Annotated in this window: 14 protein-coding genes; 6 read left to right on the top strand and 8 right to left on the bottom strand. The window is 71.8% G+C overall.

Going from position 1 to position 15,427, the window contains the following annotated elements:
• Positions 1 to 51: 51 nt before the first annotated feature.
• The 6 genes from RL72_RS00950 to RL72_RS00925 are packed head-to-tail and all read right to left on the bottom strand — an operon-like array spanning position 52 to position 5,313.
• Positions 52 to 876 carry a hypothetical protein gene (locus RL72_RS00950; protein WP_045248922.1) on the bottom strand — a complete coding sequence of 275 codons (825 nt, stop codon included), beginning with the start codon at positions 874 to 876 and terminating at the stop codon, positions 52 to 54.
• A complete protein-coding gene (locus RL72_RS00945; protein ID WP_045248921.1) occupies positions 873 to 1,922 on the bottom strand; it encodes a vWA domain-containing protein in 1,050 nt (349 codons plus the stop codon). The genes RL72_RS00950 and RL72_RS00945 overlap by 4 nt, the downstream gene beginning before the upstream one ends.
• Positions 1,919 to 2,905 carry a VWA domain-containing protein gene (locus tag RL72_RS00940; RefSeq protein WP_248700322.1) on the bottom strand — a complete coding sequence of 329 codons (987 nt, stop codon included), beginning with the start codon at positions 2,903 to 2,905 and terminating at the stop codon, positions 1,919 to 1,921. The genes RL72_RS00945 and RL72_RS00940 overlap by 4 nt, the downstream gene beginning before the upstream one ends.
• Positions 2,896 to 3,384 (bottom strand): hypothetical protein, encoded by a 489-nt coding sequence (locus RL72_RS00935; RefSeq protein WP_045248920.1) that lies wholly within the window; start codon positions 3,382 to 3,384, stop codon positions 2,896 to 2,898. The genes RL72_RS00940 and RL72_RS00935 overlap by 10 nt, the downstream gene beginning before the upstream one ends.
• Complete coding sequence (locus tag RL72_RS00930) at positions 3,368 to 4,315, bottom strand: DUF58 domain-containing protein (protein WP_045248919.1); 948 nt, start codon at positions 4,313 to 4,315, stop codon at positions 3,368 to 3,370. Before RL72_RS00930 ends, RL72_RS00935 begins: the two co-directional genes overlap by 17 nt.
• A 32-nt stretch (positions 4,316 to 4,347) precedes the next feature.
• Positions 4,348 to 5,313, bottom strand: coding sequence for an AAA family ATPase (locus RL72_RS00925; protein ID WP_045248926.1), 966 nt, complete (start codon positions 5,311 to 5,313; stop codon positions 4,348 to 4,350).
• A gap of 464 nt (positions 5,314 to 5,777) precedes the next feature.
• Here RL72_RS00925 and RL72_RS00920 point away from each other — a divergent pair, with 464 nt between their 5' ends.
• Positions 5,778 to 7,031, top strand: a complete 1,254-nt coding sequence (locus tag RL72_RS00920) for a sensor histidine kinase (RefSeq protein ID WP_052674102.1) — start codon at positions 5,778 to 5,780, stop codon at positions 7,029 to 7,031.
• Positions 7,028 to 7,699, top strand: a complete 672-nt coding sequence (locus RL72_RS00915; protein WP_045248918.1) for a response regulator — start codon at positions 7,028 to 7,030, stop codon at positions 7,697 to 7,699. Before RL72_RS00920 ends, RL72_RS00915 begins: the two co-directional genes overlap by 4 nt.
• A gap of 7 nt (positions 7,700 to 7,706) precedes the next feature.
• Here the strand turns inward: RL72_RS00915 and RL72_RS00910 are convergent, their stop codons facing one another.
• Positions 7,707 to 8,099, bottom strand: coding sequence for a DUF4190 domain-containing protein (locus tag RL72_RS00910; protein ID WP_052674101.1), 393 nt, complete (start codon positions 8,097 to 8,099; stop codon positions 7,707 to 7,709).
• Positions 8,100 to 8,270: 171 nt separating this feature from the next.
• Between RL72_RS00910 and RL72_RS00905 the strand changes: the two genes are divergently transcribed.
• The 4 genes from RL72_RS00905 to RL72_RS00890 all read left to right on the top strand — a co-directional run bounded on the left by RL72_RS00905 (position 8,271) and on the right by RL72_RS00890 (position 14,395).
• Positions 8,271 to 9,578, top strand: a complete 1,308-nt coding sequence (locus tag RL72_RS00905) for an acyltransferase family protein (protein ID WP_052674100.1) — start codon at positions 8,271 to 8,273, stop codon at positions 9,576 to 9,578.
• Between the two features lie 116 nt (positions 9,579 to 9,694).
• The gene (locus tag RL72_RS00900) at positions 9,695 to 10,684 is read left to right on the top strand and encodes a helix-turn-helix domain-containing protein (protein ID WP_169748187.1); all 990 of its coding nucleotides are present in this window, start codon (positions 9,695 to 9,697) and stop codon (positions 10,682 to 10,684) included.
• A 179-nt stretch (positions 10,685 to 10,863) separates the two neighbouring features.
• On the top strand, positions 10,864 to 12,969 hold the full coding sequence (locus tag RL72_RS00895; RefSeq protein ID WP_169748186.1) for an adenylate/guanylate cyclase domain-containing protein: 2,106 nt from the start codon (positions 10,864 to 10,866) through the stop codon (positions 12,967 to 12,969).
• Position 12,970: 1 nt separating this feature from the next.
• The gene (locus RL72_RS00890) at positions 12,971 to 14,395 is read left to right on the top strand and encodes a mechanosensitive ion channel domain-containing protein (protein ID WP_045248915.1); all 1,425 of its coding nucleotides are present in this window, start codon (positions 12,971 to 12,973) and stop codon (positions 14,393 to 14,395) included.
• Between the two features lie 26 nt (positions 14,396 to 14,421).
• On the opposite strand, the gene RL72_RS00885 is transcribed toward RL72_RS00890, so the two are convergent.
• Positions 14,422 to 15,427 (bottom strand): DMT family transporter (locus tag RL72_RS00885; RefSeq protein WP_346218183.1); only part of this gene is annotated, 1,006 nt, incomplete at its 5' end.

Here is a 15,427-nt window from a genome sequence, read left to right as displayed (position 1 = left end):
TCCCCTGCGCGCCGGCGGAGTCGGCCACGTACCGGGGCGGGTCGCTGCGCTCTACCATGGCTTGTCCGTCCCGCTGCTGCCTCCGTCGTCGGTGCCGTCCTGTTGGTTCTGCTGACGCTCCTGCTCGCCCTGCTGCAGCTTCTTCTGCAGCTCGTCCAGCTTGCTCTGATCGGGCGTCGGCTGCTGCTGCGGATCCTGTTTCGGATCCTGTCTCGGGTCCTGCGGGCTGCCGGAGTCCTGCTGCTGCTGCTGATCCTGCTGCTTCTGCTGCAGCCGGTCCTTCTGGTCGGTGTTCGACTGGCCCATGTCGCGCTGCGGATCCGGGGACTGCTGCTGCGCCTCCTTGCTGTCGCACTCCTTCGGGCGCTCGGCGTTCACCTGCAGCGCCTCGGCGTAGAACTCCAGGGCGGTGGCGTGGTCCTGCGCGTCGGCGGCGGCATCGCCCTCGCGCTCGAGCACCAGGGCGAGGTTGAACCGCACCGCGCACACCTCGAGACCGTGCGCGAGCGTGAGCGACTCCTCGAACTTCTTCTGCCCGGCGGCGAGCTTGCCGGACTCCGCGAGGCCGACGCCCTGATCGAAGGGGGCCTTGTACGGCTCGAACCAGTTCGCCGGGTTCAGGTTCTCGGCCGCGCTCACGGATCCGGTGTAGTCTCCGGCGACGTACGCGGTGATCGACTGGTAGGCGAAGGCGTAGAGGCTCACCAGCTTCCCGACGAACAGCAGGGCGACGAGGATCAGCGGGAGCGAGGCCCACGCGATCCCGCGGCGCACCAGGAGACGGCGCCGGTTGGAGGCGAGCAGGGCGTGCGCGCCGGCGTCGCCCCGGGCGCCTTCGGCGTCCTCGCTCCGGCGCAGGTTCTCGGTGAGGGTCATGCGTCACCTCCTGCCGGAGGAAGCGCGAGGTGGCGCATCCGCATGATCAGCACCGTGGCGCGGGTGATCTCCGCGCACAGGAGAGCGGCGATGACGAGCGCGAGGATCCAGCTCAGGTCGATCGGCTGGGTGAGCGGATCGTTCTCGCGGTAGGCGGTGGTGGAGGTCGGCGCGGGCGGCAGCTGCAGCTTCGCCTGGGCGGTGCGGTGCGTATAGCCCACGCCGAGCTCGGCGGCGATCTGCTGCAGGTTCTTCTCGTCGATGCGGCTCAGGGCGTCGGATCCCTGGTACTGGATGTAGTCGCCCTTGCCGCCGAAGGCGCCCGTCGTCTCGCGCATCGGCCCGCCCTCGGCGGTGCCGTAGCCGAGCACGGCGCCGCCCGACACGAGCTTCTTCGAGGCGGCGAACGACTCCGGGGCGCTCGACACCGTCTGCTCGCCGTCACCCAGGTAGAACACCATCCGCGCACGATCCGGCGACGCCTTCTGCGCGTTCTGCAGCGTCTGGGCGAGCAGTTGGTTCGCGATGCCGATCGAGCTCCCCTTGGACTGCCGCGTCACCTCGGGCTGGAGCACGTCCACGGCCGAGACGAGGGCGCCGCTGTCGGTCGTGAGCGGCAGGCGCAGCACCGCGTTCGCATCGAACGTGATGAGCGCGAACCGGGCGCCGGGGTACGCCTCCGCGATGCGGCGAACGTCCTCGCGGACGCCGGCCATGCGGGTGCGGTCGCCGGTGGCGCCGGAGGACCCCTGCGCGCCGTCCCAATCCTCGGCGACCATGCTGGCCGTGGTGTCGACCGCGATCACGACGTCGGTCGCCGAGGCGAGGGTGCGCACGTGGCCCCCGGGGATGCCGGGGCGCAGCAGCAGCACGCCGCAGGCCAGGACGAGAAGGATTCGGAGCGCCCACATCACGGGACCGGCGCCGCTCCCGGGGCTGCTGCCTCGGGAGGAGACGCTGCGTACGAGCATCCACACGGCCGCTCCCAGCACGGGCAGCACGAGCAGGACCGCCAGGAACGGCGCGATGACGGGCTGGAGGATCACAGGCGCACCCTCCACAGCAGCACGACGAAGCCGAGCGCGACCACGATGAGCGCCGCGATCCACAGCTGCGGCACGTCGGTCCAGATCACCGTCGCCTGCCCCTTCAGCTGCGACGCCTCCTGCTTCTGCACCTGCGCGACGATGTCACCGACGGTCGTCGTCTCGCGCAGGGCGTAGGCCTTGCCGCCGGTCGTGGCCGCCGCCTCCGAGAGCCCCGTGCTGTTCGGCTGGTCGATGCCGTCCACCGGGTTGATCGTGTAGATCCGGATCTTCTTGGACGCCGCGTAGTCGGCCGCCTGCCCGAGCGTGACGATCGGGGATCCGTTCAGCTCGTTGTCGGTGGCGAGGATGATCGAGCGGGCGCGCTGCTGGTCGGCATGGTCGAAGCGCATCACGCAGGACGCGAGGCCGTCGCCGATGAGCGAGGCGCCCACGCCGTTCATCGTGCCGACCCACTGCTCCGGCACGTCGGTCGAGTAGTCGAAGCCCTTCATCAGGCTGCGCAGGTGCTCCTGGATGAACGCGTAGTCGTCCGTCAGGGGGAAGACCTGCACGGCCGAGCTGTTGAAGATCGTCAGCCCGACGCGCTCGCCCTTGAACCCGTCGGCGAGCTTGTCGAAGATCGAGACGATCTCCTTGTCGACGTCGGTCATGGATCCGGAGACGTCCAGACAGAGCATGATGTCGCGGTTGGTGGACACCGGCTGGATCGTCTTCTGCGCCACCGGGCGGGCGGCGACCACCCCGCCGAGCACGACCGCGAGCACCCCCAGGGCCACGATGCCGGCGAGGGCGGCCTGGCGTCGGCGCACCGCCCGGCGGAACGCGGGGAGCGCCCTGATGCGCTCCGCACGCGCGATGGGCGCGCCGGGTCCGGCGGAACCGCCGCCGCGCCCGCGCATCCCGAGCAGCACGCCGAGCGCGATCGCGAGGAGCAGGACTCCGGTGACCGCGAGCAGGATCCAGACGTTCGCTAGTACCACGTGGTCACCACCGTACGGGCGGCCTCGGCGCCGACCAGGGGGTCGACCGGGGCGGTGCGCCGGAAGATGCTCGGGTAGTAGTTGCGGCCGATCGCGTCGATGAGGGCGGGGTGCACACCCAGGCGCACCAGATCGTCGAGGGCGAGGACGGGCGCCTCGATGCCGCTGTACTCGTTCACGAACCCGCGCACCGTGCGGCTGAGGTCGAGGTTCGCGCGGCGCGCGTCGAGCAGGCCGGCACGGTAGTCGGCCTCGATCTGCGCGATCGTGCCCAGGTACTCCTGACGCAGCACCGTGGCGACGTCGGCCGCGAGCATCGGCGCGGCGGCGGGAGCGGTGAAGGCGACGGCGCGCCGCGGACGGGTCAGCACCACGACCAGCCACGCGGCTGCGGCGAGCAGCACGAGCACGCCGATCGCGAGGAGGATCCAGCCCCAGCCGTACTGGGCGGGAGGATAGAGCTCATCCGTGCCGGACATGCGACCTCGCATCCAGCATCGCGAGCAGCTCGCCCACGGCCGCGTCCTGTGCAGCGAGGGCGACGTGCGTGATCTCCAGGCGGCGCAGCAGCGTGTCCGTGTGCGCGGCGTCGGCGGCGTCGACGGCGTGCAGCTCGCCGGCGAGCTCGGCATCGCCCTGCAGGAACTCGGGGATCGCCCAGTGCGAGGCGACGTCGCGGCGGGCGCGCTGAGGCGACGCCGGCAGGTCGGCGGCCGCGCGGGCGCGGCGCCCGGCACCGGTGCCCGTCCTCGAGGGGTCGAGCACCGGCTCCGCGTCGCGCAGAGTGATCCACAGCACGTCGTGCTGCACGCGCAGGCGCCGCAGCAGCCGTTCCGTCTCGGCGCCGACGGGGGCGTCGTCGGTCAGCACCACGACGATCATGCGGCGCGCGATCGTGCGCGCGACGTACGAGAGCAGGGCATCGCGATCGGAGGGCGCCGACGCCTCGTCGACCGCCCGGTCGATCCGTCGCAACGTGTGCTCGAGGGCGGCCTCGCTGCGGCCGATCTCGCGACGGCGCACCCCGGAGGAGTCGCCGTCGACGAGGCAGAAGTCGTCGCCGTGCCGGAGGGCGAGCAGGCCCAGCACGCCGACCGTGAGGATCGCCAGCTCCTTCTTCGGCCTCTCGTCGTATGCGAGGGCGGCCATCGAGAGCCCGGTGTCGACGACGAACAGCACGGTGTGCATGCGGGTGGCCAACGACCGTCGCACCACAGGGGATCCGAGCCTCGCCGTCGCCTTCCAGTCGATGTCGCGGATCTGGTCGCCGTACTCGTAGGCGCGCAGGTCGTCGAAGTCGAGGCTGTGCCCGCGCAGCAGCGACGCGTACGCGCCGTCGAGCGCGTGCGTCGACTTGCGCGTGGAGTCGATGAAGAGCTTGCCCTTCACCGGCGTCAGCAGGCTGGCCATGATGTCCTCCCGTCCCCGAGTCGGTCGAGGGGTCAGGGGGTGGGCACGGCGCCGAACACGGCGTCGATGATGTCTTCGCTGCGCACGTTCTCGGCCTCCGCCTCGAACGTCAGCAGCACGCGGTGGCGCAGCACCAGGTGGCGCAGGTTGCGCACATCCTCGGGGATCACGTACGCGCGGCCGGCGAGGAGGGCGAGCGCGCGCGACGCCTGCAGGAAGGCGATCGAGCCGCGCGGGCTCGCGCCGTACTTGATGTATCCGCCGAGCGTCTCGCCGATGTACGGCACCGGGTTCCTGGTGACGTAGACGAGCGAGACGATGTAGTTGCGGATCGCCGGATCCACGTACACCCGCGACGAGATGTCCTGCAGCAGCTCGACGTCGGCGAGGGAGATGGCGGTCTCGGCGTGACGGTCGGGATCGAGGGCGCCGGAGTCGATGCGGGCGAGCACCTCGAGCTCGTCGGCCGGGCTCGGGTACTCCACGATCTCCTTGAGCAGGAAGCGGTCCATCTGCGCCTCGGGGAGCTCGTACGTGCCCTCCTGCTCGATCGGGTTCTGCGTGGCGATCACGAGGAACGGCCGCGGGACCTTGTGGATCTCCCCGCCGATCGTGGTCTGCCGCTCCTGCATCGCCTCGAGCATCGCCGACTGCGTCTTGGCGCTGGAGCGGTTGATCTCGTCGAGCAGCACGAAGTTCGCGTGCACGGGGCCGAGCACGGTGCGGAAGGATCCGCTGGCCGCGTCGTAGATCTGCGTGCCGGTGATGTCGCTGGGCAGCAGGTCCGGGGTGCACTGGATCCGCTTGAAGTCCGCCTTGACGGTGTCGGCGAGGGTGCTCGCCGCAGTCGTCTTGGCGAGACCCGGCACCGACTCGAGCAGGATGTGCCCGCCGGCCATGAGTGCGAGCAGCAGGCTGGTGCGCAGGCGCTCCTGGCCGACCATGCGCGCCGAGTAGGCCTTCGAGACGATGTCGAGGATCTCGCGGGCGCGCGCCATCTCCGCCTCGGTCGGCGCGGCCTTAGCCTCCGCGGGCGCCGTGGGCGCGGGTGCGCTCGTCGGCGCAGCCGGGGCGGATGCTGCAGGAGCCGCGGGCGCAGCGGGGGCTGCGGGGGCCGTGGCGGCCTGCTCGCGGCGGGTGCTCGGCGCGGGCGGCATCGGCGGCGCCGGCGGGATGCTCGGCGGCGGGGTCACCGTGTTCGCGGGCGGAGGCGGCGTCTGTGCGGCGAACGTCTGCGCGTCGTTGTCCTGGCTCACGTGCGGCTTCCCCCTGCTCCCGGTGCGCGTTCCGACCGCGCACCTCTGCCAGCGTAACCGCCGTCAACGGTCGTGCCGCCTGCCCGGCATGGGCAGAACTCCCCATGCGGGGCAGGCGCCGACACTGATACTGCGGGGTGACGCGCGCACCGCGGGGAGCGTCGTAGCGTGGATCCGTCGGCACGCGATCGTGGAGAGGAGCCGTCATGTCCGTCGGCCTTCCGCAGGATCTCCGGGGTTCGGCGCTGCGGCGCCGGCTCGGGATCCTGCCGCTGCGCGTCGCGCCGGGCCGCGCCAACCTGGCGATCTGGGCGTTCGCGATCGTGTGCGCCCTCGCCCAGCTCGCGGTCGCCGCGTCGCTCGGCGTCGCCCTCTACCGGATCCCGGTCGCCGCGGCCCTGATCCTCTCCCTCGTGCAGGCCGTCGCGATCGTGCTCGCGCTGTTCGCACCGGCCTGGGCGACCGTGCTCGCGCTGATCGCCGGGAACGCGCTCGCCGGCCTGGCCGCCGTGGTGCCCGAGGCCCCGTGGCCGATCGCGGCGTCGACGATCGTGGCGAACGCGCTGGTGTGGATCGGGGTGGCGCTGCGGGCGCGCTGGTGGATGCCCGTCGGCGGGTGGGCGTTCAGCGTGCTCAGCGCGGTGATGGTCGCCGTGGATTCGCCGGTCCGGTCCGACGACGGTGCGGCGATCGCCGATCTCATCGTGTTCGCGGCGGTCACTCTCGGCGCCGTGCTGATCGGACTCGGCGTCCGCAACTGGTCGCTGCTGCGCGCGCAGCTGCGTGCCGAGCGCGCCGCGACGGCCGTGGAGCTCGCCCGCCGTGAAGCCGTGGAGGACAAGGCGCGGATCGCCCGCGAGCTGCACGACGTGGTCGCGCACGGCATGTCGGCGATCCAGGTGCGCGCGGCGAGTGCGAGATACCGGATCCCGGACCTCCCCGAGGAAGCCGCCGCGGAGTTCGACGAGGTCGCCGCCACCGCGCGGTCGGCGATGAAGGAGATGCGCGTGATCCTCGGGCTGCTCCGCGACGAGGAGGGGGACGTCGAGCACGCGCCGCAGCCGGGGCTCGCCGACATCCCCGCGCTTCTCGCGCGAGCGGGCGACCTCGGTCCGGTGTCCGAGCGCGGATCGTGGCAGCTCACGGAGCAGGAGCAGCAGGATCCGATCCTCGGCCTTGCGGCGTACCGGGTGGTGCAGGAGGGGCTGAGCAACGTCGCCCGGCACGCCCCCGGCGCCGCCGCGGAGGTGGTGTGGACGCAGACGCCCGCACAGCTCGGGATCGGCATCCGCAACGCGGCGCCGACCGGGCCCGCGGCCCCCCGTGCGGAGAGCGGCGGTCACGGCCTGCGCGGCATGCGCGAACGCCTGGCGACGATGGGCGGCGCGGTCGAGGCCCGACCGCGGGACGACGGCGGATTCGCGCTGCAGGTGCGGATCCCGAGGGAGGGACGGGCATGACGACGGTGCTGATCGTCGATGATCAGGCGATGCTGCGCGCGGGGTTCTCCGCGATCCTGCAGGCGCAGGACGGGATCGACGTGATCGGGCAGGCCGCGGACGGAGCGGAGGGCGTGGACGAGGCGCGCCGGCTGCGCCCCGACGTGGTGCTGATGGATGTGCGGATGCCGAATCTCGACGGCATCGAGGCGACCCGGCGCATCCTCGCCGCCGCGGAGCGCGACAGGCGCCCCGCCCCGGCCGTCCTGGTGCTGACGACGTTCGACGCGGACGAGTACGTGCACGAGGCGCTGCGGGCGGGGGCGAGCGGATTCCTGCTCAAGGACGCGCTCCCGGAGGAGCTCGTCCAGGCCGTGCGCGTCGTGGCGTCGGGCGACGCGCTCCTCGCCCCGCGCATCACCCGGCGGCTGCTGGAGCGGTTCGCCGAGAGCCGGCCTCGGACCGGCGGTGCGGAGCTGCGGCTGAAAGGGCTCACCGAGCGCGAGCACGAGATCCTCGTGCTGATCGGGCGCGGGCTGTCGAACCGGGAGATCGCGAGCTCCCTCTTCCTCGCGGAGCAGACCGTGAAGACGCATGTCAGCCGGGTGTTCGCCAAGCTCGGCCTGCGCGACCGCGTGCAGGCGGTGATCCTGGCGTACGACGCCGGCCTGGTGGCGCCGGCGGGGTGAGACCGGCTCAGCTCGTCGTCTGCGAGACCGCGATCCCGAACGCGGAGAGGCCGACGACGAGGAGCACGACCAGCAGGATCCCCCACACGACGAGGATCAGACCGGAGATGACCACGCCGGCGACGGCCATGCCGCGTCCCGCGGGCTCGCGGCGCAGGCCCACGATCCCCAGGATCAGGGCCGTGATGGGCAGCAGGAACGTGAACCCGAAGACGACCGAGACCAGCGCCAGCACCATCGAGGCGATGCTCAGTCCCTTGGGCTCCGGCGCGGGCAGGTAGTCCGGCATCGGGTAGTACGGCTGTCCGCCGGCGGGGTTCTGCGCCAGGGGATACGGCTGCGGGTTCTGCGCCGCGGGATGCGGCTGCGGCCCCGGCTGCGGGTTCTGCGGATAGGTCATGACGGCCCCCTCGGTCTGCGCGTCGCTGTGCGCCCCTCCTTCCTAGCGCAGTCGCGTGGCCGGCGGGGAACGTCGCGCACCCGCGGCAGCGACGGGTGATACCGCGGTAGGGGGTGGATCCGGCTCCGCAGCGGGATGCGGCCACCGAGACCCGGCCGCGACCGTGGGGACATGGCACTGATCACCCCCGCTCTCGACTCCGCGCCGGTGCGTTCCGCGCGCACCGCCCTTCCGGTCGCGGCGCCGGCGCGTTCCGCCCGGGACACGTCCGTCGACGCCGTGCGCGCCCTCCTGCTCGGCGTCGTGGTGCTGCTGCACGCGCTCATGGTCGGCGTCAGCGTCGCCGCCGACGGCTCGCCCGTCCTGCGCAACGCCATGGAGGGCTGGGACGGCTTCGCCCCGCTCACCTGGATCCTGCAGATCATGCCGCTGTTCTTCGTGCTCGGCGGCTTCGCCTCGTACACCCAGTGGACCCGGCAGCGCGCACGCGGAGCGACGGCGGGCGCCTACGTCGCGGGGCGGGTGCGCCGGCTGCTGCTCCCCGCCGCCGGAGCGATCGTCGCATCCGCCGTGCTGCTGGCGGGCCTCGTGGTCGCGGGCGTCCCTGCGGAGATCGTGGCGACGGCCGGCTTCCGGATCAGCCAGCCGCTCTGGTTCCTCGGCGTGTATCTCGGCTGCTCCGCGCTCGTGCCGATGATGGTGCGCCTGCACGAGCGCCACCGGATCGCGACGTTCGCCGCGCTCGCCGCAGGCGTCGTCGCGGTCGACATCGTTCGCGGTGCGTCCGGACTCGCGGGCATCGGCCTGCTGAACATGGCGTTCGTGTGGCTGCTCCTGCAGCAGCTCGGGTTCGCGGTGGCGGACGGATCGCTCGACCGCCTCCGGCGCGGGACCCTGCTCGCCGTCGCCGCGGGGGCCGTCGGGGTCGCCGCAGTGCTGATCCTCACCGGCGCGGCGCCGAGCAACCTCATCGACGCGCTGAACCCGCCGATGGTGATCCTCGTGGTGGCGGGCGTCACGCAGACGGCGCTGTTCCTCGTCCTGCGGCCGCGGCTGCGCGTCGTCGCGGCGGGTGCGCGCACGTCGGCCGTGATCTCCTGGGTGAACGCCCGTGCGATGACGATCTACTCCTGGCACATGCTCGTGGTGATCGTGCTGGCCGGGATCCTGCTGCTCTCGCAGGCCGCTCTCCCGACACCGCTCAGCGCGGCCTGGTGGGCGAGCCGCCCGCTGTGGTTCGCCGCCGTGCTCGCCGCCGTGGCGCTCGTCGTCGCCGTGAGCGGGCGGCGCGAGGCGGCGCGCGAGTCCGCCGTGCCGCCGCTCGGCCGCGGCCGCGGGGCCGGGTCGGCGGTGGTGGGTGCCGCCGGGGTCGTGACCATCCTCGTCACCGGATCCTCGCCGTCGGGCTGGGTCGTCGGCGCAGCGCTCGTGCTCGCCGCGCTCCGGCTCGCGGGCGCCGCGCGCCGCCCTAGTGCCTGAGCGGGCGGAGCCCTGGCCTCAGAGTGAGTCATGCACACCGGTTCCGGAGCGCGCGAGTCGAACGGCCGCTGCGCGGAATGCCGGAATCCTCGGGCGCTACGCTTCCGGCAGGGGAGGTGACGACGGAGGGCGATGCGGGGATGACGGTGGACCACGCCATGCGGGAACGGCGCGACCGCTTCGAAGGCGGAGCGCTGTTCATCGGCCCCGAAGGGCTCGAGGGGCTGTCGGTGTCGTCGCGCATGTCGAGCCCCCGGCCGCACCACCACCGCACCCTCGTCGCCACGACGACGTTCGGCGAGATGTTCGCGACGCGGATCCGCTCCCGGCACCTGCACGCCGAGCGCTCCCGCGATCGCCTCGACGATCCGTATGCGGGCTATGCGCAGCTGGGCTTCGTGCTGTCAGGACGCATGCAGATCGAGCAGGGCGGACGGCAGAGCGCGATCGCACCCGGCTCGGTGAGCGTGCTCGTGGGCAGCCTGCCGTTCCGCACCCGGATCGACGACGAAGCGGAATCCATCCAGCTCTACGTGCCGCTGCGCCTGATGCGCGCCCACGGCTACGCGCCCGAGAGCTGGGCCGGTCTCACCTGGGGGACGACTCCTTCGGCGATCGCGCTCCACGAGCTCCTGCGCACGGTGACGAGCGGGACGAACCCGGTGCCTGCGACCTCGGCCACCCACGTCGGGCACGCTCTGCGAGAGCTCGCGCTCGCCGTGCTGCACGAGGCGGCCGATCGCGTGCACGCCGGATACGACGCCAGGGCGATGTACCGCGAACGGGCGCAGGCCGTGATCGCCGACCGGTTCGCCGATCCGTCGTTCGACGTGGCCGCGCTCGCCGAAGAGCTTCGTGTGAGCCCGCGCTATCTGCACGCCCTCTTCCACGGGGAGGATCTGAGCGCGGGGGCGCAGCTGCGCGCCACCCGGATCCGGCATGCCGCGACGCTCCTCGCCGGGGTGCGCACCCGGGACCTGACCATCGCCGAGGTCGCGCGGCTCAGCGGGTTCGGCGGCGATGACCAGTTCGCGCGGGCGTTCCGCCGGGCGCACGGGATCACCCCCTCGCAGTACCGCGCGCAGCACCGGTCCGCCGCGCACTGAGCAGATCCGACCTTTCGTGCAGCAGCCGCGAAGGGGCTCTTCCGCCCACACCGGTATATCGGTACGGTGCGAGTGCCACAGCGTGGCTGCCGGAGTCGTGCTCGAGCACTCGTGCTCACAAAGGGGGGCGGATGGACGTCGATGGTTCGCATGCGGAGCGCCGGTCGAGGGGTCGGCGCGTGAGACCGGGGCTGAGCATCCAGTCGAAGCTGCTGATCATGCTGCTGGGCGTGAGCCTGGTGTCGGCGCTCATCATCGGCGCCGTCGGATTCGTCAACGGGCGCAGCTCGCTGCACGCGAGCTCGATCGATCAGCTCACGACGATCCGCGAGATGCGCACGCACGAGATGAAGGTCGCGCTGGAGGACGTGAAGCGCACAGCGTCCCTGAACTCGCGCAACCTCAGCGCGCAGAACATGTCGAAAGCGCTCAACGACGGCTTCGACCAGCTCCAGGGCGCCGCATTGGACGCCACCCAGTCCGCCGCCCTCGACGGCTATCACGCGCACACCTTCGTGCCCGCGTTGGAGAAGCGCACCGGCGATGCCTACGGCGAGCACGCCTTCATCCCGGAGTCGGCCGCCGGACGGTGGCTCCAGGCGCACTACACGATCCGCAACACCACCCTCGACGACGCCGGCTACGAGGCGAACCTGAAGAACGACGACGCCGGAGACGGATCCGCCTACTCCGCGGCCGCGGTGCGCTACGGCGACTACTTCTCCCGCCTCATCAACCAGGCGGGCTACGAGGACGCGCTGCTGCTCAACCTCCAAGGCGACGTGGTCTTCACCGGCTACAAGGGCGTCGAACTCGGCACCAACCTCGACACGGGGCCCTTCCGGGACTCGAAGCTCGCCGACGCCTATCGCGAGGCCATCGCGACGAACTCCGTGGACGCGGTGGTCATGACCGACTTCGAGCGCTGGACGCCGTCGCTGGGCACGCCGTCGATGTGGATCGTCTCGCCGGTCGGCAACGACTCCGGGATCACCGGAGCGCTCGCGCTCCAGGTGTCCTTGAGCTTCGTGAACAACGTCATGACCGGACAGAACGATTGGAAGGGCCAGGGGCTCGGCCGCACCGGCGAGGTGTATCTCGTCGGCCGCGACGGACTCATGCGCAGCACCTCGCGCGAGATCGTGGAGCACCCGAAGCAGTACGCGCAGGACGTGGTCGACCATGGGACGTCGCCGTCCGTCGCCCAGCGCGCGGCCGAGGTCAAGGGCACGGTGCTGATCCAGCCGATCACGGGCGATGCGGTGACCCGGGCGCAGAGCGGCAGGAGCGGCACGCTGGAAGGACCCGACTACATCAGCGGATCGAGCGTCGTCAGCTACGGACCCCTCGAGGTCGACGACCTGGACTGGATCGTCATCGCGCGCATCGACTCCTCCGAGGCGTTCGCGCCGGTCGACGACTTCACCCGGATCGTGCTGATCTCGCTCCTCGGGATCATGCTCGTCGTGGCGCTGTTGTCACTCCTGCTCGCCCAGGTGTTCACGCGCCCCATCCACCGCCTGGTCGGCGCGGTGCACCGGGTGGCCGAGGGTGATCTGGACGTTCAGGTTCCCGCCGGATCCCGCGACGAGTTCGGCGATCTCGGCAGCGCCTTCAACGACATGGCGTCGAGCCTGCGGATCAAGCAGCAGCTCATCGACGATCAGCGCGCCGAGAACGAGAAGCTCCTGCACACCCTCATGCCGCAGAGCGTGGCCGAGCGCTACAAGCAGGGCGATGAGGCGATCACCGAGGCGCACGACGACGTCTCGGTCGTCTTCGCCGAGCTCATCGGGTTCGAGGAGCACGGCCGCACCGTCAGCGCCGAGGAGGAGATCGCGCAGCTGAACGCGCTCATGCGCGGTTTCGATGAGGCGGCCGAGAAGGCGGGCGTCGAGAAGGTGCGCACGCTGCATGGGGGCTACCTCGCCTCGTCGGGGCTGGTCGTGCCGCGCGTGGACAACGTGCGCCGCGCAGTGGAGTTCGCCACCAGCCTGCGCGATGTGCTCGATCGCTTCAACGCGCAGTACGGCACGGCGATCGGGTTGCGCGCGGGCGTCGACTCCGGATCGGTGACGAGCGGCCTGGTCGCCCGCACCTCCCTCGCCTACGACCTGTGGGGCGACGCCGTGAACCTCGCCTACCGCGTGCGCTCGGTCTCCGGGGATCCGGGGATCTACGTCAGCCAGCGGGTGCACGAGCGCACCTCGGAGCTGATCGACTACACCGAAGCGGGCACGGTCGAGGTGCGGGGCAAGGCCGAGACCGTGTGGAAGGTCGCCTGACATGGGCGTCTTCCAGCAGGGATGGACGTGGTGGCTGATCGCGCTCGCGGTCGGGATCCCGGTGCTGCTCGTCGGGCTCACCGAACTGCTCGGCGCGCTGCGCCGTCGCGGCAACCCGGTCGCCAAGCCGGTGGCGCTGCTGCGCAACGCCGTCATCCCGGCCGGCGCTCTGTTCGCCCTGCTCGCCTTCGCGATCGGACAGAAGGACGACGGCTACGTGTGGGTGCGCGTGGTCGCCACCGTGTTCGGTTTCCTGCTGATCCTCCTCGTCCTCTCCGCGTTCAACGTGGTGCTGTTCTCCAACGCGGAAGAGGGTTCGTGGCGCCGCCGCGTGCCGTCGATCTTCATCGAGATCGCCCGGCTCGTGCTCGTGGTCGTGGGCCTCGCGATGCTGTTCTCCTGGGTGTGGGACGCCGACGTCGGAGGACTGTTCACGGCCCTCGGGGTGACCTCGATCGTCATCGGGCTCGCGCTGCAGAACGCGGCCGGCGGCGTCGTCTCGGGGCTGCTCCTCCTGTTCGAGCAGCCGTTCAAGATCGGCGACTGGCTCGACACCGGCGGAGTGAAGGGGCGCGTCGTCGAGGTCAACTGGCGTGCCGTGCACATCGACACCGGATCCGGGATCCAGATCGTGCCGAACTCGACGCTCTCCGGCGCCTCGTTCACGAACATGAGCGAGCCGACGGGTCCGTACTACGCGACCGCGTCGTTGAAGTTCAGCACCGACGACCCGCCCCAGGAGGTGCTCGCCCTGCTCGTGCGGCTCGCCGACGGGCTGCCGATGCGGTGGCGGGACGAGCGGGCGACGGCGGAGTACACGGGCGCCGCCGGCTACGCGGTGTCGATCCCGATCAACGCTCCCGGTGAGGCCTCGGGCGCCCTCTCGCTGTACCTGTCGTGGCTCTGGTACGCCGCGCGACGCCGCGGCTTCGCACTCGACGGGGATGCGTCGGACCCGATCGCCGAGCCCGCGATGCTCGACGCGGCGATCGAGGAGGCGGCACCGGTCCTGCGTCTGGACGAGGCCGGCAAGGAGATCCTCCGCGCCGGTGCCCGACTGCAGCGTTACGGTGCCGGCGAGACCGTGCTCCCCGCGGGCGTCGTGCCGGACGAGGTGCGCCTGATCATGACCGGCGGCGTCGCCATGCTGTACGAGGCCGACGGGGCGCGCATCACCGTCGCCGAGAGCGGACCCCGCGAGCTCATCGGGCAGACCGCCCTCACCCGCGAGCGCACGACGGTGACGATCGTCGCGACCGAGGTGCTGACCGCGCTGCGGATCCCCCTCGAGGTCATCGACGCGCTGATCCGCGCGCACCCTCGGCTCGCCGCCGAGATCGGGCAGTCGCTCGATCTCAAGCGCGCGGCGGCGGCCGACGTCCTCGCCGCCGCGGGATTCGCGCGGGGCGAGATCCGTCCGCGCTGAGGCCGGGCTCCGTCGCGGAGACGCGGTTACCGGGTCGTGTCGGGCTCGGTCGCGGGATCGGCCGGGGCCGCCGGAGAGATGGGGGCGGCTCGCCGGCGCAGGCGCGTCACGAGCACGCCGAGCAGGCACAGTGCGCCTCCGACGAACATCAGGGGCGTCGGGACCTCTCCGAGGATCAGCCAGGACAGCAGGATCGCGATCGCGGGCACGACGTACGTGGTCGCCGAGGTCTGCCCCGCCGTGCTGCGCTGCAGCACGTACGCCCAGGTCGTGAAGGCGATCGCGGTGGGGAAGACGCCGAGATACACCACCCACAGGGTGGCGTCCAGCGGCGCCGTCTGCAGTGCGCCCACGAGGCTTCCGGTCCACGGCAGCAGCGCCACGGTGCCGACCGCGGCGCCCAGCCAGGTGAGGGTCGTCGCATCCGCGCCGGCGCTGAGCAGGTGCTTCTGCAGCAGCGTGCAGCCCGCGTACATGACCGCCGCGAGCAGGGCGAGCAGGAGGCCCGCGATGTCGAGGGCGCCGCTCTTCGTCGAGGAGTTCAGGCCGATGAGCACGACGCCCGCGAACGCGATCGGCGCCCCGATCAGCAGCGGCTTCGGGAAGCCCTCGCGCAGGAACAGGCCGCTGAAGACGACGACCATGAGCGGGGCCAGGTTGACGACCATGGCCGCGGTGCCGGCGTCGAGCGTGTGCTCGGCGGCGTTCAGCGCGAGGTTGTAGACGCAGAACCAGCCGACGCCCCACACCGCGACGAGGAGCCAGTGGCGGCGCGGCGGCAGGCGCACCCCGCGTCGCAGCGTGATGACGGTGAGAGCGACCGTGCCGACCGCCATGCGCAGCAGCGCGAGCGCGCCAGGGTCGAAGTGCGGACCCGCGCCGCGGATGCCGATGAAGGCCGAGGCCCACAGGACGACGGTGATCACGGCGGCGATGAGGACGAGTGCGCCGGTGCGGCGCGGTGCGGCGGCGCGGTCGCTCGCGGCGGGCTCCTGTGCCGGCCCCGCGGTGGTCTCGGTCATCCTTCGATCG

The sequence above is a fragment of the Microbacterium azadirachtae genome (assembly GCF_000956545.1).
Taxonomy (GTDB): Bacteria; Actinomycetota; Actinomycetes; order Actinomycetales; family Microbacteriaceae; genus Microbacterium; species Microbacterium azadirachtae.
This window is presented reverse-complemented; position numbering and strand designations above follow the sequence as displayed.